Source organism: Buttiauxella sp. WJP83 (assembly GCF_027594725.1).
In the GTDB taxonomy this organism is placed as follows: domain Bacteria; phylum Pseudomonadota; class Gammaproteobacteria; order Enterobacterales; family Enterobacteriaceae; genus Buttiauxella; species Buttiauxella selenatireducens.
Map to the genome: position 1 here is coordinate 4597833 of NZ_CP110080.1, position 18144 is coordinate 4615976.

Here is an 18144-nt window from a genome sequence, read left to right on the forward strand (position 1 = left end):
CATGTTACGCAGCCTGCCAGATAAGGGCAAACCGCTTACGTTCAAATTTCTAACTCCTGAGCACAAATGTAGCAACCACACTCAAGGTCTATTAGAATCACTCTTTGGTTAATCACCTAAAGATGATAATGAATAACGCTTTGAATGCTCTCGCGGCCGTGCCACCAGCCCGTATTTTACTGATAAAGTTGCGCCATCATGGTGACATGTTGCTCACTACTCCGGTGATCAACGCATTACATCAAGCCTGGCCACAAGCAGAAATTGATGTTCTGCTCTATGAAGAAACGCGAGACATGCTAGCGGCACATCCATTCATTCATCGTATTTATGGAATTGACCGTAAATGGCGAAAACTCGGTACTCGCCAGCATTTATGCAAAGAATGGCAATTACTGAAAACTTTGCGCGATCAAAAATACAGCCTGGTTATCAATCTTGCAGATCAATGGCGTAGCGCCATTGTTACCCGCTTCACCGGGGCTCCTTCGCGTATCGGTTTCGATTTCAATAAGCGCCGTGGTTGGTTTTGGCAATATTGCCACACGCAACTCGCTTCAGTGTCCGGTCATCAGACCCTGCACACTGTGGAACAAAATTTATCCATTATTACCCCATTGAATATTGCGCCTGTCAGAGATGTTACGATGAGCTATCAGCCTGACGACTGGCAGTCCGTGCAAGGAAAGCTGCAAAGCAATGGGGTTGAAGGTTCTTACATTGTTGTTCAACCCACCTCCCGCTGGTTCTTCAAATGCTGGGATGAGGGCAAAATGGCTGAAACAATCACAGCGCTGCAAAAAGACGGGCATACCCTGGTGTTAACCTCAGGGCCCGATAAATACGAAAAAGCGATGATTGAAAAAATTCGTGCGTTATGTCCTTCAGAGCGTGTTTATTCCCTCGCTGGTGAGTTAACCCTGCGTCAATTAGCGGCTCTGATCGACCATGCCAAACTGTTTATTGGTGTTGATTCGGTGCCAATGCATATGGCTGCCGCATTAAAAACGCCATGTATCGCCCTATTTGGCCCTTCGAAACTGGTGTTCTGGAGCCCGTGGGACGTCGTCGGCGAAGTTATTTGGGCAGGGAATTATGGTGAACTGCCAGACCCTGACAAAATCGATACCAACACGAAAGAACGTTTTCTCGATGCCATCCCGGTTGATGATGTTGTCGCTGCTGCAAGGAAACAATTGTTATGAAGCGCTGCCGTCTGGCTATCGTCCGCCAAAAATACCGCCCCGATGGAGGGGCTGAGCGTTTCGTTTCACGCGCACTTGAGGCGTTAAGCGCCCATGACATGGAACTCAACGTTATCACGCGGCAATGGCAAGGTGCGCGCCAGGACAATTGGCATATTCATATTTGTGATCCGATAAAACTAGGTCGAATTAGCCGTGAAAAAGGCTTTGCAGATGCGGCAAGAGCGATATGGCAACGCGAGAGTTTCGATATTGTCCAAAGTCATGAACGCATAGCGGGCTGTGATATTTATCGTGCAGGTGATGGTGTTCACCGTCGATGGTTAATGCAAAGAGCGAGAATTTTACCTACATGGCGTGGAAAGTGGCTGTTTCTCGATAGGTATCATCGTTACGTAATGCAGGCCGAAAAGGCGATGTACCAGGCTCCCGAGCTCAAAGCCGTCATCTGTAATGCAGAAATGGTTAAAAGAGAAATTATTGAAGATTTCTCTATTCCTGCTAATAAGATACATGTCATCTATAATGCAATTGACTCCTCCCGCTTCGTTCCGGCAAATGAAGAACTGCGTGTGAAACTGCGTGATGAGATGTCTATCCCGCAAAACGCAGTGACATTGGTTTTTGTCGGCTCAGGATTTGAGCGTAAAGGACTGGCCAATGCAATCAAAGCTATTGCCCCTACCGATCGTTACTTGATTGTGGTCGGGCAAGATAAAGCAGAGAAAAAATATCGCGAACTGGCACAATCTCTGGGGTGCCTGAATCGGATACGGTTTATAGGAATGCAGAAAAATACACTGCCTTTCTATCAGGCCGCAGATGGACTATTACTGCCAACACTATATGATCCATTTCCAAATGTGATACTTGAAGCAATGGCATGTGGTTTACCGGTTATTACATCAGCCACTTGTGGTGGGGCTGAATTTATAACAACCGGACAAAACGGATACGTTTGTGATGCACTCGCCATCCCCCAACTTTCAGAAGCGGTAATGGGAATATCTTCACGCTTTGTAGATGAGAAAATGGGGAGCTACGCTCGCGAACGCGTCAGGGATGCGACACCGGAAAAACTTTCACAGCAACTTATTTCGCTGTATCAAAATATACTGGATTAGACGATGCGTATCCTAATGATTATTGATGGTTTACCTGGCGGTGGTGCTGAGAAGACCGTACTTACCTTATCGAAAGGTTTGGTAGGAATGGGCCATCAGGTATCCGTTTTTTCGCTGCGCCGCGTCTGTGATTATGAAATCCCGGAAGACGTTGATTATCAGGTCATTCTGGATACCTGTAAAAAACCCTGGCGCAAGCTGACAGAATTGTCTCGCCGTGCAGCCCTGCTTGATAGCGCGATTGAACAAGCACAGAAAAAAGGGAATTTCGACCTCGTCTTTTCACACCTGCATAAAACCGACCGCATTGTTGCCCATACCAAGTCAATTGCGCGTGAGAAGCTCTGGTACTGTGTCCATGGCATGTTTTCTTACTCCTATCTTCAGCATCGGCAGGGGTTCTCTCGCTGGCTAAAACGTAAAAAAATTCAACGCGTTTACCAAAATAGCAATGTCGTTGCCGTGTCGCAGGCGGTACTGCACGATATTACGACTGCTTTCGATATTACGTTGTCCAGGGGCACAGTCATCCATAACCCTTTCGATATCGACGGAATACATTTAAAAGCGAAAGAGCCGTGCGAAATGGCGGGGCAGGAGTATTTAATCCACGTTGGCCGCTTCCATGAACATAAACGCCATGACCGGTTGATCAAAGCTTATGCACTCAGTGGAATTCAGGTTCCGCTAATCCTGATGGGTAACGGCAGTGACGAGCGTGTTGCCGAAATTAAAGCGATGGCTGCAAATGCAGGCGTTGCCGACCGCGTGATTCTGAAACCATTCGCATCAAACCCTTATCCGTGGATTGCCAATGCGCGTATGCTGCTGCTGAGCTCCGATTGCGAAGGGTTTGGTAATGTACTGGTCGAAGCCTTAATTTGCCAGACACCCACTGTCAGTACGCATTGCCCCGGTGGGCCGGCAGAGATTCTTACCGGAGAACTGGCGCGAGGCCTGTCAGGTATGAACTCTCAGGAATTTGCAGACACTATGCTGGATATTTATAACAACCCACCCGTTATTGATACCACGACTATTGAGTCATACAGCATTGGTGCCATCTGCCAGCAGTATTTGTCACTGGCAACGGAAGAAAGATAACAATATTTCCAGGTAATTTTATGCAACAGAACCTACGTCCACTCCTCAGCGTTGTCGTTGCTGTTTATAACGGCGAATCTTTTTTGGCTAAATTCTTTGCCTGTCTAGACGCTCAGAATATCGACGGCATGGAAGTCATTATGGTGAACGATGGTTCAACCGATGGATCCATGGCGATTATTGAAGCCTGGAGTAGCAAGTTCCCTGGCATGAAAATCATTGAGCAGGAAAATCAGGGCGTTTCGATTGCGCGTAATACTGGGCTCGCTGTCGCCACTGGCCAGTACCTTTCATTCCCGGATATCGATGATGACTTTAAACCCGGCATGTACCGCCACTTGCTTGATCTGGCATTAAAAAATGACCTGGATGTCGTGACGTGTAATGGGAATTACGTTTACGAAAACAACAAGAAACCTTCACGACCGATCTTTCCGCGAGACAAGCTTCAGTCGACCGACGTCCTGAGTGGCCCCCAGTGGCTTAAACGTGCGCTGGATTCACGCAAGTTTCTGCACGTGACCTGGCTGAACCTTTATCGACATGATTTTATTCGCGAACATGGTTTTACTTTTGAACCCGGTTTGCGCCATCAGGACATTCCGTGGACAACAGAGGTGTTACTGGCTGCGGAGCGCGTCCAATATACTGACGAGCAATACTACGATTACTACATCCATTCAGCCTCGGTTTCCCATAAACCAGATACTGATGACACCCTTATCCGATCAGCTCGCCATTATATGAAAATACTGGAAATGTTGGATGCTATTAACCAGCGTTATCCGGAAGCGGTAAAGAATATCCCTGCCTGTAACTGGCAAATAGCTAAAGAGGGTCTTGGGATATTACACACTTTCAATAATATGAAAGATCCGCACAAGAAGAAGATGATCGTTCAGGAGTTTTTTGATCGCGGCATCTGGCGTTTGATTTGGAAAAATGCTCGCGGATTCCGACTACGCTGGCGCTTGGGTCGTCGCTACCTAAAACTGAAGAAAGCGACCCGCGTACCGGGTTGAAAAACCGCTCACAAGCGGGTGGCCGCATGCCGCCCGCAACTTCTGCAACTCAAGCACTATCGCATCTGAATACTAAGCAATGCCTTCGTGATATTACCAAAACAATAGCTTTAAGCTTCCCGAATGCTTAGAATTTGCCCGCCGATAATGAAAATACGGAAAATTCGCTTGGAATCGTTGTATACCGCTCTGTTCTATCTTATTCAGCCGCTAGTTTGGCTGCGACTGTTACTCCGTAGCCGTAAAGCTCCCGCGTACCGCAAGCGCTGGGCGGAACGCTACGGCTATTGCCGTGGAAAAGTGGAGCCCGATGGTATTCTTCTGCATTCAGTTTCCGTTGGCGAGACACTGGCGGCAATTCCGTTAGTTCGTGCCCTGCGCCATCGCTACCCAACGATTCCCATTACCGTCACCACAATGACCCCAACGGGTTCGGAACGTGCGCTGTCGGCCTTTGGGAAAAATGTGCACCATGTTTATTTGCCATATGATCTCCCTTGCGCCATGAAGCGCTTTTTCAATACCGTGCGTCCTAAATTAGTTATCGTGATGGAAACAGAATTGTGGCCCAACATGATCAACGAATTACACCAACGTAAAATCCCACTGGTCATTGCGAATGCTCGTCTCTCTGCACGCTCGGCCAAGGGATATAAAAAACTGGGTAATTTCACGCGTCGTCTGATGAGCAAAATTACACTCATCGCTGCGCAAAATGAAGAAGATGGGGCTCGGTTCATCGAGCTTGGTCTTAAACGCACTCAGTTAACGGTCACCGGCAGCCTGAAATTTGATATTTCTGTGACCCCAGAACTTGCCGCACGTGCGATTACGCTACGCCGCCAATGGGCCCCGCATCGTAAAGTATGGATTGCCACCAGCACCCATGATGGTGAAGAGAGCATTATTCTGGATGCGCACCGTCAGTTGCTGGCCAAGTTCCCAGATTTACTACTCATTCTTGTTCCACGCCACCCTGAGCGGTTCAAAGATGCTCGGGATATGGCTCAGAAGGCCGGTTTCAGCTATATCATGCGCAGCAGTGGCGAAAAACCGTCCAGCAGCACGCAAGTCGTTATTGGTGACACAATGGGCGAACTGATGATGCTGTATGGAATTGCCGATCTCGCCTTTGTCGGTGGTAGCCTTGTTGAACGTGGCGGCCATAATCCGCTGGAACCTTCGGCACACGCTATTCCAGTATTGATGGGCCCACATACTTTCAATTTCAAAGATATTTGCGCTCGCTTACAGCGTGCGGATGGATTGATTACCGTCACGGATGCCTCATCGCTAGTGAGTGAAATCACTACTCTACTAACCGATGAAGATTATCGTCTTTACTATGGCCGCCATGCCGTGGAAGTCCTTCACCAGAACCAGGGTGCACTACAACGGTTACTGCAATTATTGCAACCGTATCTGCCGCAACGGAGCCACTAATGCCCAATCGTTTGTCAGTGGTCATGATCGCTAAAAACGCGGCGGACGTGCTGCCAGAATGCCTGGCTTCGGTCACGTGGGCAGATGAAGTGGTCTTGCTGGATTCGGGGAGTACGGACTCCACCGTCGAGATTGCCCTTCAGGCGGGTGCGAAAGTTTTCATTAACGAAGACTGGCAAGGGTTTGGTAAACAGCGTCAACTGGCACAGAGCTATGCCAGTCACGAATATATTCTGATGATCGATACCGATGAGCGTGTTACGCCGGAACTGGCCAGTACGCTTAAAGCTGTGTTAGATAATCCTCAGCCAGATGCTGTATACAGCATTGCGCGCCGCAATCTATTCCTTGGCCGTTTTATGCGCCACAGTGGATGGTATCCGGATCGCGTGACACGCCTCTATGCCCGCTCAAGCTACCGCTATAATGACAATCAGGTCCATGAATCTCTCGAAGCGCCAGGTGCAAAAATTATCCCACTCAAAGGGGATTTGCTTCATCTTACCTGCCGCGATTTCGCCAGCTTCCAGCGCAAACAGTTAAATTATGCGACCGCCTGGGCTCAGGAGCGCCACCAACGTGGCAAGCGAGTTTCCCTTGCCGGGATTTTTGGACACACATTTGGCGCTTTTTGTAAAACGCTGCTATTGAGAGCGGGGTTTCTTGATGGAAAGCAAGGCTGGTTACTTGCGGTGGTCAATGCGCAGTATACGTTTAATAAGTACGCTGAACTCTGGGCGCTGAATCAAGGCTATACGGAAAACAAAATTCTATGACCACCCGAGCGATTTACCCTGGTACGTTTGATCCCATTACCAATGGTCATCTGGACATCGTGACACGTGCTGCGATGATGTTTGATACCTTGATTCTGGCCATCGCCAATAGCCCGCACAAGAAGACCATGTTCACGCTGGAAGAAAGAGTTCTGCTGGCACAAGGGGTTACCGCACACTTACCAAATGTTGAAGTTGTCGGCTTTAGCGATCTGATGGCGAATTTTGCTAAAACTCAACATGCTAACGTTCTGGTCAGAGGGCTGCGTACAGCAGCGGACTTTGAGTATGAAATGCAGCTGGCTCACATGAACCGCCACTTAATGCCCGAACTTGAAAGTGTGTTCCTGATGCCTTCGAAAGAGTGGTCTTTTGTCTCTTCATCGCTGGTAAAAGAAGTCGCTCGTCATCATGGCGATGTTGCACACTTCCTGCCTGAGCCTGTCTGCAAAGCGCTATTGGAAAAACTCAAGCAGGCACCCGCGAATTAAAGAGTTAGTGCTGGCAATGGCGGCAATAAAACGTGCTGCGTTGCCCGTGCTTACTGGTAACAATTGGCGCACCACAAGCCTTACATGGCTCTCCTGCTCGCCCATAAACCTGCAACTCCTGAGCGAAATAGCCAGGCTTACCATCCGACTGCAAAAAATCTTTTAGCGTTGTTCCGCCCTGCTCAATCGAACGTAGCAATACCGCTTTAATAGTTTTGACCAGCAATTCGCATTCAGCATATGAAAGTGACTGAGCAGTGCGATCAGGATGGATTCCTGCAGCAAACAGCGATTCACTGGCATAAATGTTACCCACCCCCACCACCAGTTTGTTATCCATAATCCACTGCTTTATCGCCATTTTCTTTTTCGCAGATTTTTCGCGTAGATAATCTGCAGAAAACGCATCACTTAGAGGTTCAGGGCCAAGATGCGCCAGCACATTACTGCCTTCTAACTCTTTCGCCCATAACCAGGCACCGAAGCGGCGCGGATCGGTATAGCGCAGGACTTTGCCATTGCTCATCACCAAATCGACATGGTCATGTTTTTGGGCAGGATAATCTTCCGGAAGAATACGCAGGCTACCCGACATGCCAAGATGGATAATAATCCAGCCATCCGGGAGTTCGAGAAGCAGATATTTAGCGCGGCGCTGCACACTTAAGACGGGTTTATCACTTAGAGCATGGATTTCATCGGAGACTGGCCAACGTAAGCGACCGTTACGCACAACGGCATGCAGGATAGTTTCCCCCACCAAATGTGGTTCAATGCCACGTCGACTGGTTTCTACTTCAGGTAATTCAGGCATCTCTCCTCCAGACTAAAAGTCCTAAAACGAAAAAACCCCGCCGAAGCGAGGTTTTCATCAAAGACACTAAAATTATTTAATTTTAGCTTCTTTGTACAGTACGTGTTGACGGACAACTGGATCGAACTTTTTCAGTTCCAGTTTTTCCGGCTTAGTACGCTTGTTCTTCGTGGTGGTATAGAAGTGACCAGTACCAGCAGAAGAAACCAGCTTGATCTTCTCGCGAACACCTTTAGCCATGACTTAATTCCTCTTAGTACTTCTCGCCACGGGTACGCATATCGGCCAAGACCGTTTCGATACCCTTCTTATCAATTACACGCATACCTTTAGCAGATACACGCAGTGTGACAAAACGCTTCTCGCTCTCAACCCAAAAACGGTGAGAGTGCAGGTTCGGCAGGAAACGGCGTTTGGTCGCGTTCATTGCGTGGGAACGGTTATTACCGGTCACCGGACGCTTGCCAGTAACTTGGCAGACTCGGGACATGTCTATTCTCCAAAAATCAAATTAGCTCGAGCTTCGTATAGGGTTATGGCGCCTCGTCAGGCCGCAAGCCTGGTCCCTGGCGGTTCAATGTGAACCACAGTGCCAGGCGCATAATGCCAAAACCCGAGATTCTCAAAGGTGGCGTAGTATACGCTGCCTAACGCATGTGCTCAAGTCCCGAACAGACAAAGATCCCCAAGGATCGCGCAATTCGGCCTAAATCCACCCACGTTCTGCAAAAGAAACGTACTCTCCACGGCCAATAACAAGATGGTCGAGCACTCGAATGTCCATAAACAGGCAAGCTTTTACGATGCGTTCGGTAATAACACGATCAGCTTTACTCGGTTCTGCTCGACCAGACGGGTGATTATGCGCGAGTATTAGCGCCGCTGCATTTGATTTCATCGCTTCGCGCACAATTTCTCTCGGATGGACCTCTACATGGTTCAAAGTTCCAGCAAACATTGGACTATGTTTAATCACTCGGTTCTGGTTATCCAGGAAAATAACCATGAAGATCTCGCGTTCTGCTGTTGTCAGTTGGCTTTGGATATACTCCCTGACTGAATCCGGCCCTTTTAAGGATAGCTCATCAACGCCACGTGAATAGTAGTAACGCCTTGCCAGCTCAGCAATAGCGTTAAGCTGGGTGTATTTCGCATCTCCAATACCCTTCACATCTTTAAATTCCGAATGATCTGCCGACAACAACCTGCTTAATGAGCCGAATTGATGCAATAAACTCTGTGCAAATGCGAGTACATTCATATTTTGGCAACCCGTACGTAAAAATAACGCCACTAACTCGACATCCGTTAATGAGGCTGCACCAAATTTCAGCAGTTTTTCTCGCGGCATGCATGCTCCAGCCTGCTCTATTATCTCACTCATTAGAACCTCCTTGCCCTTAATGCTGCTCATTGTGCACAACTTGAGAAGCACACACGATATGCGGATATTCCCCATGCGGGATGTCTCGCAAACTGCAAAAAAGTCGTTACCGAATGAGTGTGGTAAAATAGCCAGATGACTGTGACTTCTGGTGGAAAAATCATGATGGGGCTTTCTGGCAAAAAAATTGTTCTGGGTGTTAGCGGCGGTATTGCTGCTTATAAAACACCTGAACTGGTACGCCGCCTGCGTGAACGCGGGGCTGAGGTAAGAGTGGTAATGACAGAGGCGGCAAAAGCCTTTATTACGCCCCTGAGTTTACAAGCCGTGTCAGGTTACCCGGTGTCAGACAGCTTGTTAGATCCCGCAGCCGAAGCAGCAATGGGTCATATTGAATTAGGTAAATGGGCTGATTTAGTTATTCTTGCACCCGCCACGGCCGATTTAATTGCCCGCATTACTGTAGGTATGGCAAATGACCTGGTGAGTACGATTTGTCTTGCAACCCCTGCGCCTGTTGCCGTTGTCCCTGCTATGAATCAACAGATGTACCGGGCCGCAGCGACGCAACATAACCTTGAGGTGCTCTCTGCACGCGGCTTATTGATTTGGGGTCCGGATAGCGGTAGCCAGGCCTGTGGCGATGTTGGCCCCGGCCGTATGCTTGACCCATTAACGATTGTAGACATGGCCGCTCAACATTTTGCTGTCATCAAAGATCTGCAACATCTCAATGTCATGATTACCGCCGGCCCGACTCGTGAACGCCTGGATCCTGTACGCTATATAACCAACGATAGTTCCGGGAAGATGGGTTATGCCATCGCAGCAGCAGCGGCTGCACGCGGCGCAAATGTGACATTAATTTCAGGCCCTGTTTCTTTACCAACGCCGCCATGGGTAAAACGTATTGATGTCACCACTGCGTTGGAAATGGAGGCTGCAGTCCAACAGCATGTGCAGGAGCAACAAATTTTCGTTGGTTGTGCCGCCGTTGCAGACTATCGTGCCGCAGCCGTTGCTGATGAAAAAATCAAAAAGCAAGGCGATGAAATTACAATAAAAATGATTAAAAACCCGGATATTGTTGCCGGTGTCGCAGCACTTTTAACTCACCGCCCATATGTTGTTGGGTTTGCTGCCGAAACAAATAATGTGGAAGAATACGCCAAGCAAAAACGCGTGAGTAAAAACCTTGATCTGATTTGTGCGAACGATGTATCACAGGCAGGACAAGGATTTAACAGCGAAAACAATGCATTGCACCTTTTCTGGCAGGATGGAGATAAAGTCTTACCTCTTGAACGTAAAGAGCTCCTTGGCCATCTTTTACTGAACGAGATAGTTACCCGTTATGATGAAAAAAATCGACGTTAAGATTCTGGACCCACGCGTTGGCCAACAGTTCCCACTGCCGACTTATGCAACTACCGGCTCTGCGGGACTTGATCTACGCGCATGCCTGGATGACGCCGTAGAGCTTGCTCCTGGTGTAACCAAACTGATTCCAACCGGGCTGGCTATCCATATCGCCGATCCAACTCTTGCGGCCGTCATTCTGCCTCGTTCAGGTCTTGGTCATAAGCATGGTGTTGTTTTAGGCAACCTTGTTGGGCTGATAGACTCAGATTATCAAGGGCAGCTAATGGTATCCGTCTGGAACCGCGGTCAAGATCACTTCACTATCGAACCCGGTGAGCGCATTGCTCAAATGGTGTTTGTGCCCGTCGTCCAGGCAGAATTCAACCTGGTTGAAGATTTCGATTCCAGCGATCGTGGCGAAGGTGGTTTTGGCCATTCAGGCCGTCAGTAACTTCATTTAAAAACGTAACCCCACAGCGTAAAAAATGTGAAAAAACCGCAAACTTTAAGTTTGCGAGCGCTGTGTGGCTACCTGCCTGACAAGTGCGTTATTTCAGGGGTATTTTAGAACATGGCAGAAAAGCAAATTGCGAAACGGAATCGTCGCGAAGAAATACTTCAGTCTCTGGCCCAAATGCTTGAATCCAGCGATGGCAGTCAACGAATTACGACGGCTAAGCTCGCAGCGACTGTTGGTGTTTCCGAAGCTGCACTTTATCGACATTTTCCCAGCAAAACGAAAATGTTCGATAGCCTTATCGAATTTATTGAAGACAGTCTGATTACCCGTATCAACCTCATCTTGAAAGATGAGAAAGATACCCACGCACGTCTGCGATTAATCGTTCTCTTGATCCTGGGATTTGGCGAACGTAATCCGGGGTTGACGCGTATTCTGACCGGGCATGCGCTGATGTTTGAACAAGACCGCCTACAAGGCCGTATCAATCAGCTTTTTGAACGTATCGAAGTCCAATTGCGCCAGGTCATGCGCGAAAAGAAGATGCGCGAAGGTGAAGGTTACAGCACTGATGAATCGCTCCTCGCAAGTCTGCTTTTGGCATTTTGTGAAGGAACGTTATCGCGTTTTGTACGTAGCGAATTCCGCTATTTACCGACAAGTGATTTTGATACCCGTTGGCCGCTGATTGCCACACAACTGCGTTAAATAGAAAGGGCCTTTAAAAGGCCCTTTTACTTACACTCCGTACTGGGTACGGTACTCACGCACCGCAGCTAAATGCCCGGCCATTTCAGGTTTTTCTTCCAGATAATCAATCAGGTCTTTCAGTGTGATGATGGATATTACCTGGCACTGATAATCGCGTTCCACTTCCTGAATCGCAGAGATTTCACCGCGGCCACGTTCCTGACGATCCAGTGAAATCAACACGCCAGCCAGTGACGCATTATTGGCTGCGATAATTTCCATTGATTCACGGATTGCCGTTCCTGCGGTAATAACATCGTCTACCAACATGACACGGCCAGCAAGCGCACTGCCGACCAGGTTCCCGCCTTCCCCGTGATCCTTCGCTTCTTTACGGTTGAAGCAATAAGGTACATCACGTTCATGATGCTCTGCCAATGCAACCGCTGTAGTCGTAGCGATAGGGATCCCTTTGTAAGCCGGTCCAAACAGCAAATCAAAATCGATACCAGAATCCACTAACGCAGCGGCATAAAAACGCCCCAGCAGTGCCAGGTCACGCCCGGTGTTAAACAGCCCGGCATTGAAGAAATAAGGGCTGGTGCGCCCGGATTTCAGCGTGAACTCGCCAAACTTGAGTACCTGCTTGCTAAGCGCAAACTCAATAAACTGGCGCTGATACGGTTTCATGGATTTGCTCCTTTGTATTTCATTTAGGTAGATGCACAAAATAATTCGAGATGCAGCTTGAAGTATGACGTGCATAAAAAAGGCGACTCACTGAGTCGCCTTAATATTAATTTTCTAACGCCGCCTTCTGCGACGTTACGATAGATTCAATTCCCCCTCGCGCCAGCGCCAGTAGCGCCATCAGCTCTTCATGGGTGAACGGCTCGCCTTCAGCGGTGCCCTGAATCTCAATCATGCGGCCATCTTCCATCATCACGACATTCATGTCGGTTTCAGCAGAAGAGTCTTCAACATATTCGAGATCGCAGATAGCAGCACCATTAACGATACCCACTGAAACCGCAGCAACCATCCCTTTCATTGGGTTAGTTTTCAGCTTACCTGCGGCTACCAGTTTATTAAGAGCATCAGCCAGTGCTACACATGCACCGGTAATAGATGCGGTACGAGTACCGCCGTCTGCCTGCAGTACATCGCAGTCCAGCGTAATGGTATATTCGCCAAGGACTTTCAAATCTACTGCTGCACGCAGAGAACGCGCAATTAGGCGCTGAATCTCAAGGGTACGACCGCCCTGTTTACCTTTTGCGGCCTCACGAGCATTACGGCTATGGGTTGCACGTGGCAGCATTCCGTATTCAGCAGTTATCCAACCTTGGCCCTGGCCTTTCAGAAAGCGCGGAACACCTTCTTCGACGGTGGCGGTACAAAGTACTTTAGTATCGCCGAACTCGACCAGCACGGAGCCTTCTGCGTGTTTGGTGTAATTACGGGTCAGGGTGACTGGGCGCACTTGTTCGGCGCTACGACCTGATGGACGCATGGGGTTATCTCCGGCTAAAACGAATGTGGCTGCGCATTATACGGACTTCGTTCGCTTATTCCTATCCTGCAACTCCAGGCATGGCTATAATCCCCACATCTATTACAGAATACGGTTACGAAATATGATCCGCAGTATGACCGCCTATGCCCGACGTGAAGTAAAAGGCGAATGGGGCAGCGCCTCCTGGGAGTTACGTTCGGTAAACCAGCGTTATCTCGAAACTTACATCCGTATGCCGGAACAGTTCCGTAGCCTCGAACCTGTGGCTCGCGAGCGTATTCGTACACGCTTAACTCGCGGAAAAATCGAATGTAACTTACGTTTCGAACCTGACGCCCGTTCCCAGAGCTCTTTGCTGCTCAATGAAAAACTGGCTAAGCAGCTGGTTGAAGCGGCGAACTGGGTAAAAATGCAAAGCGACGAAGGCGAAATTAATCCGGTTGATATTTTGCGCTGGCCGGGTGTGATGGTAGCGCAAGAACAAGATCTTGATGCCATTACCGCTGAAATTCTTGCAGCACTTGATGGCGCTCTTGATGACTTCATCATTGCCCGTGAAACAGAAGGTCAGGCACTGAAAGAGCTTATCGAGCAACGTCTTGAGGGCGTCAGCGGCGAAGTTGTTAAAGTTCGCGCTCAAATGCCAGAAGTCCTGAAATGGCAACGTGATCGCCTGGTTGCGAAACTGGAAGATGCGCAAGTTCAGCTTGAAAACAACCGCCTGGAGCAAGAGCTGGTATTAATGGCTCAGCGTGTCGACGTTGCCGAAGAGTTGGACAGGCTGGAAGCTCATGTCAAAGAAACCTACAACATTCTGAAGAAAAAAGAGGCTGTTGGTCGCCGTCTCGACTTTATGATGCAGGAGTTTAATCGCGAGTCGAACACCCTGGCATCAAAATCGATCAATTCTGATGTCACCAATTCAGCCATCGAACTGAAAGTGCTGATTGAACAGATGCGTGAACAGATTCAGAACATCGAATAATTTTCAGCTTTGACCTTCTTAGCCCGCTACTCTGCGGGCTTTTTGTTATTCGTAAGCATTCATCACCACTTCAACCACAATAAAATTAATCGATTTTAATTTTTAAAATCGATTTAAAACCCTATTTAACTGGCTATAAACAATTAAAGCCATTAGAAAATCTAATTAAAAAACCATCGCTTTAGAAAAACTCAATCGTGATTTCGTTCACAAAACGCTACCCTCTTGGCGTTTCCTCTGGGGGTACTAATGCTGTTACATATTCTTTATTTGGTCGGCATTACTGCCGAAGCAATGACCGGCGCGTTAGCAGCTGGCCGCCGCCGCATGGATACTTTCGGTGTAATAATCATTGCGACAGCCACAGCCCTTGGCGGCGGTTCGGTTCGCGATATTCTTCTCGGCCACTACCCTTTGGGTTGGGTGAAACATCCAGAGTATGTGGTGATTGTCGCAGTTGCAGCCGTACTCACCACCGTATTTGCCCCCGTAATGCCTCATCTGCGCCGCCTTTTCCTGGTCCTCGATGCCCTTGGGCTCGTGGTGTTTTCCATCATCGGTGCACAAATAGCGTTGGATATGGGAGAAGGCCCCATTATCGCAATCATTGCAGCCGTTATAACGGGCGTATTTGGCGGTGTATTGCGCGATATGTTTTGTAAGCGTATCCCCCTGGTGTTCCAGAAAGAACTCTATGCCGGCATTGCTTTCGCCTCCGCGGTGCTTTACATCGTTCTGGAGCACTACGTTTCGAACCAGGACGTCGTGATAATCTCCACGCTCTTGTTTGGTTTCACCACGCGCTTACTCGCGTTACGCCTGCGCCTTGGATTACCTGTGTTTCATTACAAACACGCCGATCACTAATCGGTAAATCCCCGAATACCCTGCTCTGCCAGAAAAACGACTAGCGCAGCAATTTGGGGATGATTTACAAACTCCACCAACTTTTTGGCCCTCGCTGCACCAATACCTGGTAGTTTTTGCCAACTCAGCTCATCCCGCGCAACTAACTGCGACCACTGTGAATCTGGCAGTGTGGCAAAAACCGCCCGGGGTAGCGGTAAACCAAACGCTAGCAGCCACTGCCTGAAGGGCTGTTGTCGAACTTGCGAGAATTGCTGCCAAAGATGGGCCGCTCTGGCTGGAGAAATTCCGCTAATCTGCTGCAGCTCTTCCTGAGTGATCGTAAGCCAGGAAAAAATGTTCTTTAGGCTGAGACTCTGTTGGATCTGCTGCCAGGAGCGCACGCTCACCCCATTGATATTCATAACCTCTGGAGAACTAATCCAGGCCAGGCGCGCAATAAACTGCTCGCGACACCAAATTTCAAAAAACAGACAACTCAGCGGGGTGACTAATTTATCTGTGGGGGGCTGCGGTTTGTTGCGTTGGCTTACACGCCATACGACTTCATCGACGCGTGGAATCCCTTGTCCTGCAAGACTTACCATCACCTGATCGCCCAACGCAATATCCAGAACTTGCCATCGTTTTACTGAACCTATGTTCACACGTTTAACCTGTTTATCACCTATCTGTAGGGGATTAAGTCTGAGAACAACGGCTATTTTTCCTGTACGCCCAACCGTAAATTGAATGTTCTTAACTTCGGCAATTTGCTGGGCTGGCGGGAATTTCCATGCAACCACCCATGTTGCTTTACCAGGAAGCCAATATTTCCCCGCAGGTTCTTTGGCCTCGCGCACCACAATCCCATCGGTCACAAAAGGAAGGGGAGTTGTAAACCAGGCCTCCCGTAACTGCGCGATTTTGTCCATCGAGTTGACAGGTATTGACCACTTTTGGGTTAGCGGAAAACCAGCCTGAGCGAGCGAGTCTAATTTCATATTCATATCAGCAGGACCATCAGGCCACGCCCAGATAAATATCCCCAATTCGCTCATCAAGGCGGGGCTGCTTTGGCTCATCATGGCACCTGCTACTTTTCCTCTCGCGTTAATGCCACCTGTCGATTTCTGTATGTGGTTATCTCTTTTCCAGAAAACCTCGCCCTGCAACACGCTATTAGCCAGTTGGCCTGAAATTGTTTTGGGGATAGCAGGGATCATTTTGGCCTTTTCTGTCCAGTCCTGCCCTTTCTCACCATCACCGCGGCTAAGGAGTTTAAACAGATGCCCTTGCTGATAAATCAGGGTCACAGCCACACCATCAACTTTTGGTTGCACCCATAGATCGGTTTTGCCTTTTGCCCATTGGGCAACGGCTTCACTGTCTGGCAGTTTTTTGACACCGGTATGAGCAATCGGGTGCAACGCTTTGCCCAAGGTAGCTATCTGCGGCTGCTGGGGTTTTTCAGAGGGATGAAAGCATCGCTGCCATTCATTATATTGCCGACGTAGGCCATCATAGGTTGCATCACTGACTTCGCTCACACCTTGTTGGTAATAAGATCGGTCCCACTTTCCAAGCTTTTCATTCAATTTCACCATCTCCTGCTGGGCTTGCACTGATGACCAGGCCGGACACGCCGCCGACGCCATTGCGCTCAGCAACCCCAGAAATCCGATAAGCTTTGTTATCCACTTCATAAATCCCTCCGTGTAGAAGCAAGAAGAGGTATAACGCCAGGAAACCATCAACGCGATTGCGTTTTAAAAATGATACGAGGAGCTTTCAGAGGTATTTAACTCGTTGCAGCAACACGAGGTGTTTTTTGGAAAACATTACGCAAATTGGTAGAAATATTGCCGAGGGACACGACAAATTCTCCGTGACACGAAGACGGCGTGTATAATAGGCCCGTATACGCACTTCTTTTTATGCTTACCGAATAAGTTAGAACTCATGGCTCAAGGCACGCTTTATATCGTTTCCGCCCCTAGTGGCGCGGGAAAATCCAGCCTCATCCAGGCTTTGTTAAAGACACAACCGCTGTATGACACACAGGTTTCGATCTCCCATACCACTCGTGGTATTCGCCCGGGAGAGAACCATGGTGAACACTATTTCTTTGTGGAAAAGGAAGAGTTTAAGCAGATGATTGCTGAAGACGCATTCCTTGAGCACGCTGAAGTGTTTGGCAATTACTACGGCACTTCACGCCATGCTATTGAACAAGTTCTGGCAACGGGTGTGGATGTGTTCCTGGATATTGACTGGCAAGGTGCGCAGCAGATTCGCCAGAAAATGCCGCAAGCCCGCAGTATTTTTATTCTGCCGCCGTCAAAAGACGAATTAGACCGCCGCCTTCGTGGCCGTGGGCAAGACAGTGAAGAAGTTATCACTAAGCGTATGGAGCAAGCTGTTGCAGAAATGAGCCATTACGCCGAATATGACTATTTAATCGTCAACGACGATTTTGACACTGCACTGTCAGATTTAAAAATTATCATTCGTGCCGAGCGTCTACGAATGGGTCGCCAAAAAGCGCGACATGACGCTTTAATCAGCAAACTATTGGCAGACTGAGCCCAGTTTCAGTATCATGCCCAGTCATTTCTTCATCTGTGGAGCATTTTAATTATGGCACGCGTAACTGTTCAGGACGCTGTTGAGAAAATTGGTAACCGTTTTGACCTGGTTCTGGTCGCCGCACGTCGCGCTCGTCAGATGCAAACTGGTGGTAAAGATCCACTGGTGCCTGAAGAAAACGATAAAACGACTGTAATCGCACTGCGCGAAATCGAAGAAGGGTTGATCACCAACCAGATTCTTGATGTTCGTGATCGCCAGGAGCAGCAAGAGCAGGAAGCCGCAGAACTGCAGGCTGTTACCGCTATTGCTGAAGGTCGTCGTTAATTAACC

21 protein-coding genes are annotated in these 18144 nt (G+C 48.6%); 14 read left to right on the forward strand and 7 right to left on the reverse strand.

Annotated elements, in window-relative coordinates; genetic code table 11:
- Window positions 1–122 precede the first annotated feature (122 nt).
- From rfaQ to coaD, 7 genes are all read left to right on the forward strand, one after another.
- Window positions 123–1205, forward strand: a complete 1083-nt coding sequence (rfaQ, locus tag OH773_RS21240) for a putative lipopolysaccharide heptosyltransferase III (RefSeq protein ID WP_270141695.1) — start codon at window positions 123–125, stop codon at window positions 1203–1205.
- Window positions 1202–2329, forward strand: coding sequence for a glycosyltransferase family 4 protein (locus tag OH773_RS21245; RefSeq protein WP_270141697.1), 1128 nt, complete (start codon window positions 1202–1204; stop codon window positions 2327–2329). The genes rfaQ and OH773_RS21245 overlap by 4 nt, the downstream gene beginning before the upstream one ends.
- Before the next feature lie 3 nt (window positions 2330–2332).
- On the forward strand, window positions 2333–3433 hold the full coding sequence (locus OH773_RS21250; RefSeq protein WP_270141699.1) for a glycosyltransferase: 1101 nt from the start codon (window positions 2333–2335) through the stop codon (window positions 3431–3433).
- 20 nt (window positions 3434–3453) lie between these two features.
- A complete protein-coding gene (locus tag OH773_RS21255) occupies window positions 3454–4455 on the forward strand; it encodes a glycosyltransferase (RefSeq protein ID WP_183272930.1) in 1002 nt (333 codons plus the stop codon).
- Window positions 4456–4623: 168 nt separating this feature from the next.
- Complete coding sequence (gene waaA / locus OH773_RS21260) at window positions 4624–5898, forward strand: lipid IV(A) 3-deoxy-D-manno-octulosonic acid transferase (protein WP_270141702.1); 1275 nt, start codon at window positions 4624–4626, stop codon at window positions 5896–5898.
- Window positions 5898–6674 (forward strand): glycosyltransferase family 2 protein, encoded by a 777-nt coding sequence (locus OH773_RS21265; RefSeq protein ID WP_270141704.1) that lies wholly within the window; start codon window positions 5898–5900, stop codon window positions 6672–6674. The genes waaA and OH773_RS21265 overlap by 1 nt, the downstream gene beginning before the upstream one ends.
- Complete coding sequence (gene coaD, locus OH773_RS21270) at window positions 6671–7165, forward strand: pantetheine-phosphate adenylyltransferase (protein ID WP_270141706.1); 495 nt, start codon at window positions 6671–6673, stop codon at window positions 7163–7165. Before OH773_RS21265 ends, coaD begins: the two co-directional genes overlap by 4 nt.
- A gap of 4 nt (window positions 7166–7169) precedes the next feature.
- Here the strand turns inward: coaD and mutM are convergent, their stop codons facing one another.
- From mutM to radC, 4 genes are all read right to left on the reverse strand, one after another.
- Window positions 7170–7979 (reverse strand): bifunctional DNA-formamidopyrimidine glycosylase/DNA-(apurinic or apyrimidinic site) lyase, encoded by an 810-nt coding sequence (mutM, locus tag OH773_RS21275; protein ID WP_270141708.1) that lies wholly within the window; start codon window positions 7977–7979, stop codon window positions 7170–7172.
- 72 nt (window positions 7980–8051) lie between these two features.
- Window positions 8052–8219 carry a 50S ribosomal protein L33 gene (rpmG, locus tag OH773_RS21280; RefSeq protein WP_002208990.1) on the reverse strand — a complete coding sequence of 56 codons (168 nt, stop codon included), beginning with the start codon at window positions 8217–8219 and terminating at the stop codon, window positions 8052–8054.
- 13 nt (window positions 8220–8232) lie between these two features.
- The gene (gene rpmB, locus OH773_RS21285; RefSeq protein ID WP_034461465.1) at window positions 8233–8469 is read right to left on the reverse strand and encodes a 50S ribosomal protein L28; all 237 of its coding nucleotides are present in this window, start codon (window positions 8467–8469) and stop codon (window positions 8233–8235) included.
- Window positions 8470–8685: 216 nt separating this feature from the next.
- Window positions 8686–9363 (reverse strand): RadC family protein, encoded by a 678-nt coding sequence (gene radC / locus OH773_RS21290; RefSeq protein WP_270141711.1) that lies wholly within the window; start codon window positions 9361–9363, stop codon window positions 8686–8688.
- Between the two features lie 165 nt (window positions 9364–9528).
- Between radC and coaBC the strand changes: the two genes are divergently transcribed.
- From coaBC to slmA, 3 genes are all read left to right on the forward strand, one after another.
- Window positions 9529–10740, forward strand: coding sequence for a bifunctional phosphopantothenoylcysteine decarboxylase/phosphopantothenate--cysteine ligase CoaBC (gene coaBC, locus OH773_RS21295; protein ID WP_270146000.1), 1212 nt, complete (start codon window positions 9529–9531; stop codon window positions 10738–10740).
- A complete protein-coding gene (gene dut, locus OH773_RS21300; RefSeq protein ID WP_270141713.1) occupies window positions 10718–11176 on the forward strand; it encodes a dUTP diphosphatase in 459 nt (152 codons plus the stop codon). The genes coaBC and dut overlap by 23 nt, the downstream gene beginning before the upstream one ends.
- A 120-nt stretch (window positions 11177–11296) precedes the next feature.
- Window positions 11297–11893, forward strand: a complete 597-nt coding sequence (gene slmA / locus OH773_RS21305) for a nucleoid occlusion factor SlmA (RefSeq protein ID WP_270141715.1) — start codon at window positions 11297–11299, stop codon at window positions 11891–11893.
- Window positions 11894–11923: 30 nt separating this feature from the next.
- Here the strand turns inward: slmA and pyrE are convergent, their stop codons facing one another.
- Together pyrE and rph are read right to left on the reverse strand one after the other, a co-directional pair.
- Window positions 11924–12565 carry an orotate phosphoribosyltransferase gene (pyrE, locus tag OH773_RS21310; RefSeq protein ID WP_270141717.1) on the reverse strand — a complete coding sequence of 214 codons (642 nt, stop codon included), beginning with the start codon at window positions 12563–12565 and terminating at the stop codon, window positions 11924–11926.
- A gap of 106 nt (window positions 12566–12671) precedes the next feature.
- Window positions 12672–13388 (reverse strand): ribonuclease PH, encoded by a 717-nt coding sequence (gene rph / locus OH773_RS21315; protein WP_270141718.1) that lies wholly within the window; start codon window positions 13386–13388, stop codon window positions 12672–12674.
- A gap of 124 nt (window positions 13389–13512) precedes the next feature.
- Here rph and OH773_RS21320 point away from each other — a divergent pair, with 124 nt between their 5' ends.
- On the forward strand, window positions 13513–14376 hold the full coding sequence (locus tag OH773_RS21320) for a YicC/YloC family endoribonuclease (protein ID WP_270141722.1): 864 nt from the start codon (window positions 13513–13515) through the stop codon (window positions 14374–14376).
- Window positions 14377–14625: 249 nt separating this feature from the next.
- On the forward strand, window positions 14626–15243 hold the full coding sequence (locus OH773_RS21325) for a trimeric intracellular cation channel family protein (RefSeq protein ID WP_270141724.1): 618 nt from the start codon (window positions 14626–14628) through the stop codon (window positions 15241–15243).
- On the opposite strand, the gene ligB is transcribed toward OH773_RS21325, so the two are convergent.
- Window positions 15240–16928: an NAD-dependent DNA ligase LigB gene (gene ligB / locus OH773_RS21330; RefSeq protein ID WP_270141726.1), complete on the reverse strand. Its 1689-nt coding sequence runs from the start codon at window positions 16926–16928 to the stop codon at window positions 15240–15242. The genes OH773_RS21325 and ligB overlap by 4 nt on opposite strands.
- Window positions 16929–17184: 256 nt before the next feature.
- Between ligB and gmk the strand changes: the two genes are divergently transcribed.
- Window positions 17185–17808: a guanylate kinase gene (gmk, locus tag OH773_RS21335; protein WP_183272943.1), complete on the forward strand. Its 624-nt coding sequence runs from the start codon at window positions 17185–17187 to the stop codon at window positions 17806–17808.
- A gap of 54 nt (window positions 17809–17862) precedes the next feature.
- Window positions 17863–18138 (forward strand): DNA-directed RNA polymerase subunit omega, encoded by a 276-nt coding sequence (gene rpoZ / locus OH773_RS21340; protein ID WP_034461476.1) that lies wholly within the window; start codon window positions 17863–17865, stop codon window positions 18136–18138.
- Window positions 18139–18144: the final 6 nt, after the last annotated feature.

What these genes read in the sequence shown, in the direction of transcription:
- rfaQ (WP_270141695.1), top strand. Translation starts at nt 123, where the DNA reads ATGATAATGAATAACGCTTTGAATGCTCTCGCGGCCGTGCCACCAGCC.
- OH773_RS21245 (WP_270141697.1), top strand. Translation starts at nt 1,202, where the DNA reads ATGAAGCGCTGCCGTCTGGCTATCGTCCGCCAAAAATACCGCCCCGAT.
- OH773_RS21250 (WP_270141699.1), top strand. Translation starts at nt 2,333, where the DNA reads ATGCGTATCCTAATGATTATTGATGGTTTACCTGGCGGTGGTGCTGAG.
- OH773_RS21255 (WP_183272930.1), top strand. Translation starts at nt 3,454, where the DNA reads ATGCAACAGAACCTACGTCCACTCCTCAGCGTTGTCGTTGCTGTTTAT.
- OH773_RS21265 (WP_270141704.1), top strand. Translation starts at nt 5,898, where the DNA reads ATGCCCAATCGTTTGTCAGTGGTCATGATCGCTAAAAACGCGGCGGAC.
- coaD (WP_270141706.1), top strand. Translation starts at nt 6,671, where the DNA reads ATGACCACCCGAGCGATTTACCCTGGTACGTTTGATCCCATTACCAAT.
- mutM (WP_270141708.1), bottom strand. Translation starts at nt 7,979, where the DNA reads ATGCCTGAATTACCTGAAGTAGAAACCAGTCGACGTGGCATTGAACCA.
- rpmG (WP_002208990.1), bottom strand. Translation starts at nt 8,219, where the DNA reads ATGGCTAAAGGTGTTCGCGAGAAGATCAAGCTGGTTTCTTCTGCTGGT.
- rpmB (WP_034461465.1), bottom strand. Translation starts at nt 8,469, where the DNA reads ATGTCCCGAGTCTGCCAAGTTACTGGCAAGCGTCCGGTGACCGGTAAT.
- radC (WP_270141711.1), bottom strand. Translation starts at nt 9,363, where the DNA reads ATGAGTGAGATAATAGAGCAGGCTGGAGCATGCATGCCGCGAGAAAAA.
- coaBC (WP_270146000.1), top strand. Translation starts at nt 9,529, where the DNA reads ATGGGGCTTTCTGGCAAAAAAATTGTTCTGGGTGTTAGCGGCGGTATT.
- dut (WP_270141713.1), top strand. Translation starts at nt 10,718, where the DNA reads ATGATGAAAAAAATCGACGTTAAGATTCTGGACCCACGCGTTGGCCAA.
- slmA (WP_270141715.1), top strand. Translation starts at nt 11,297, where the DNA reads ATGGCAGAAAAGCAAATTGCGAAACGGAATCGTCGCGAAGAAATACTT.
- pyrE (WP_270141717.1), bottom strand. Translation starts at nt 12,565, where the DNA reads ATGAAACCGTATCAGCGCCAGTTTATTGAGTTTGCGCTTAGCAAGCAG.
- rph (WP_270141718.1), bottom strand. Translation starts at nt 13,388, where the DNA reads ATGCGTCCATCAGGTCGTAGCGCCGAACAAGTGCGCCCAGTCACCCTG.
- OH773_RS21320 (WP_270141722.1), top strand. Translation starts at nt 13,513, where the DNA reads ATGATCCGCAGTATGACCGCCTATGCCCGACGTGAAGTAAAAGGCGAA.
- OH773_RS21325 (WP_270141724.1), top strand. Translation starts at nt 14,626, where the DNA reads ATGCTGTTACATATTCTTTATTTGGTCGGCATTACTGCCGAAGCAATG.
- ligB (WP_270141726.1), bottom strand. Translation starts at nt 16,928, where the DNA reads ATGAAGTGGATAACAAAGCTTATCGGATTTCTGGGGTTGCTGAGCGCA.
- gmk (WP_183272943.1), top strand. Translation starts at nt 17,185, where the DNA reads ATGGCTCAAGGCACGCTTTATATCGTTTCCGCCCCTAGTGGCGCGGGA.
- rpoZ (WP_034461476.1), top strand. Translation starts at nt 17,863, where the DNA reads ATGGCACGCGTAACTGTTCAGGACGCTGTTGAGAAAATTGGTAACCGT.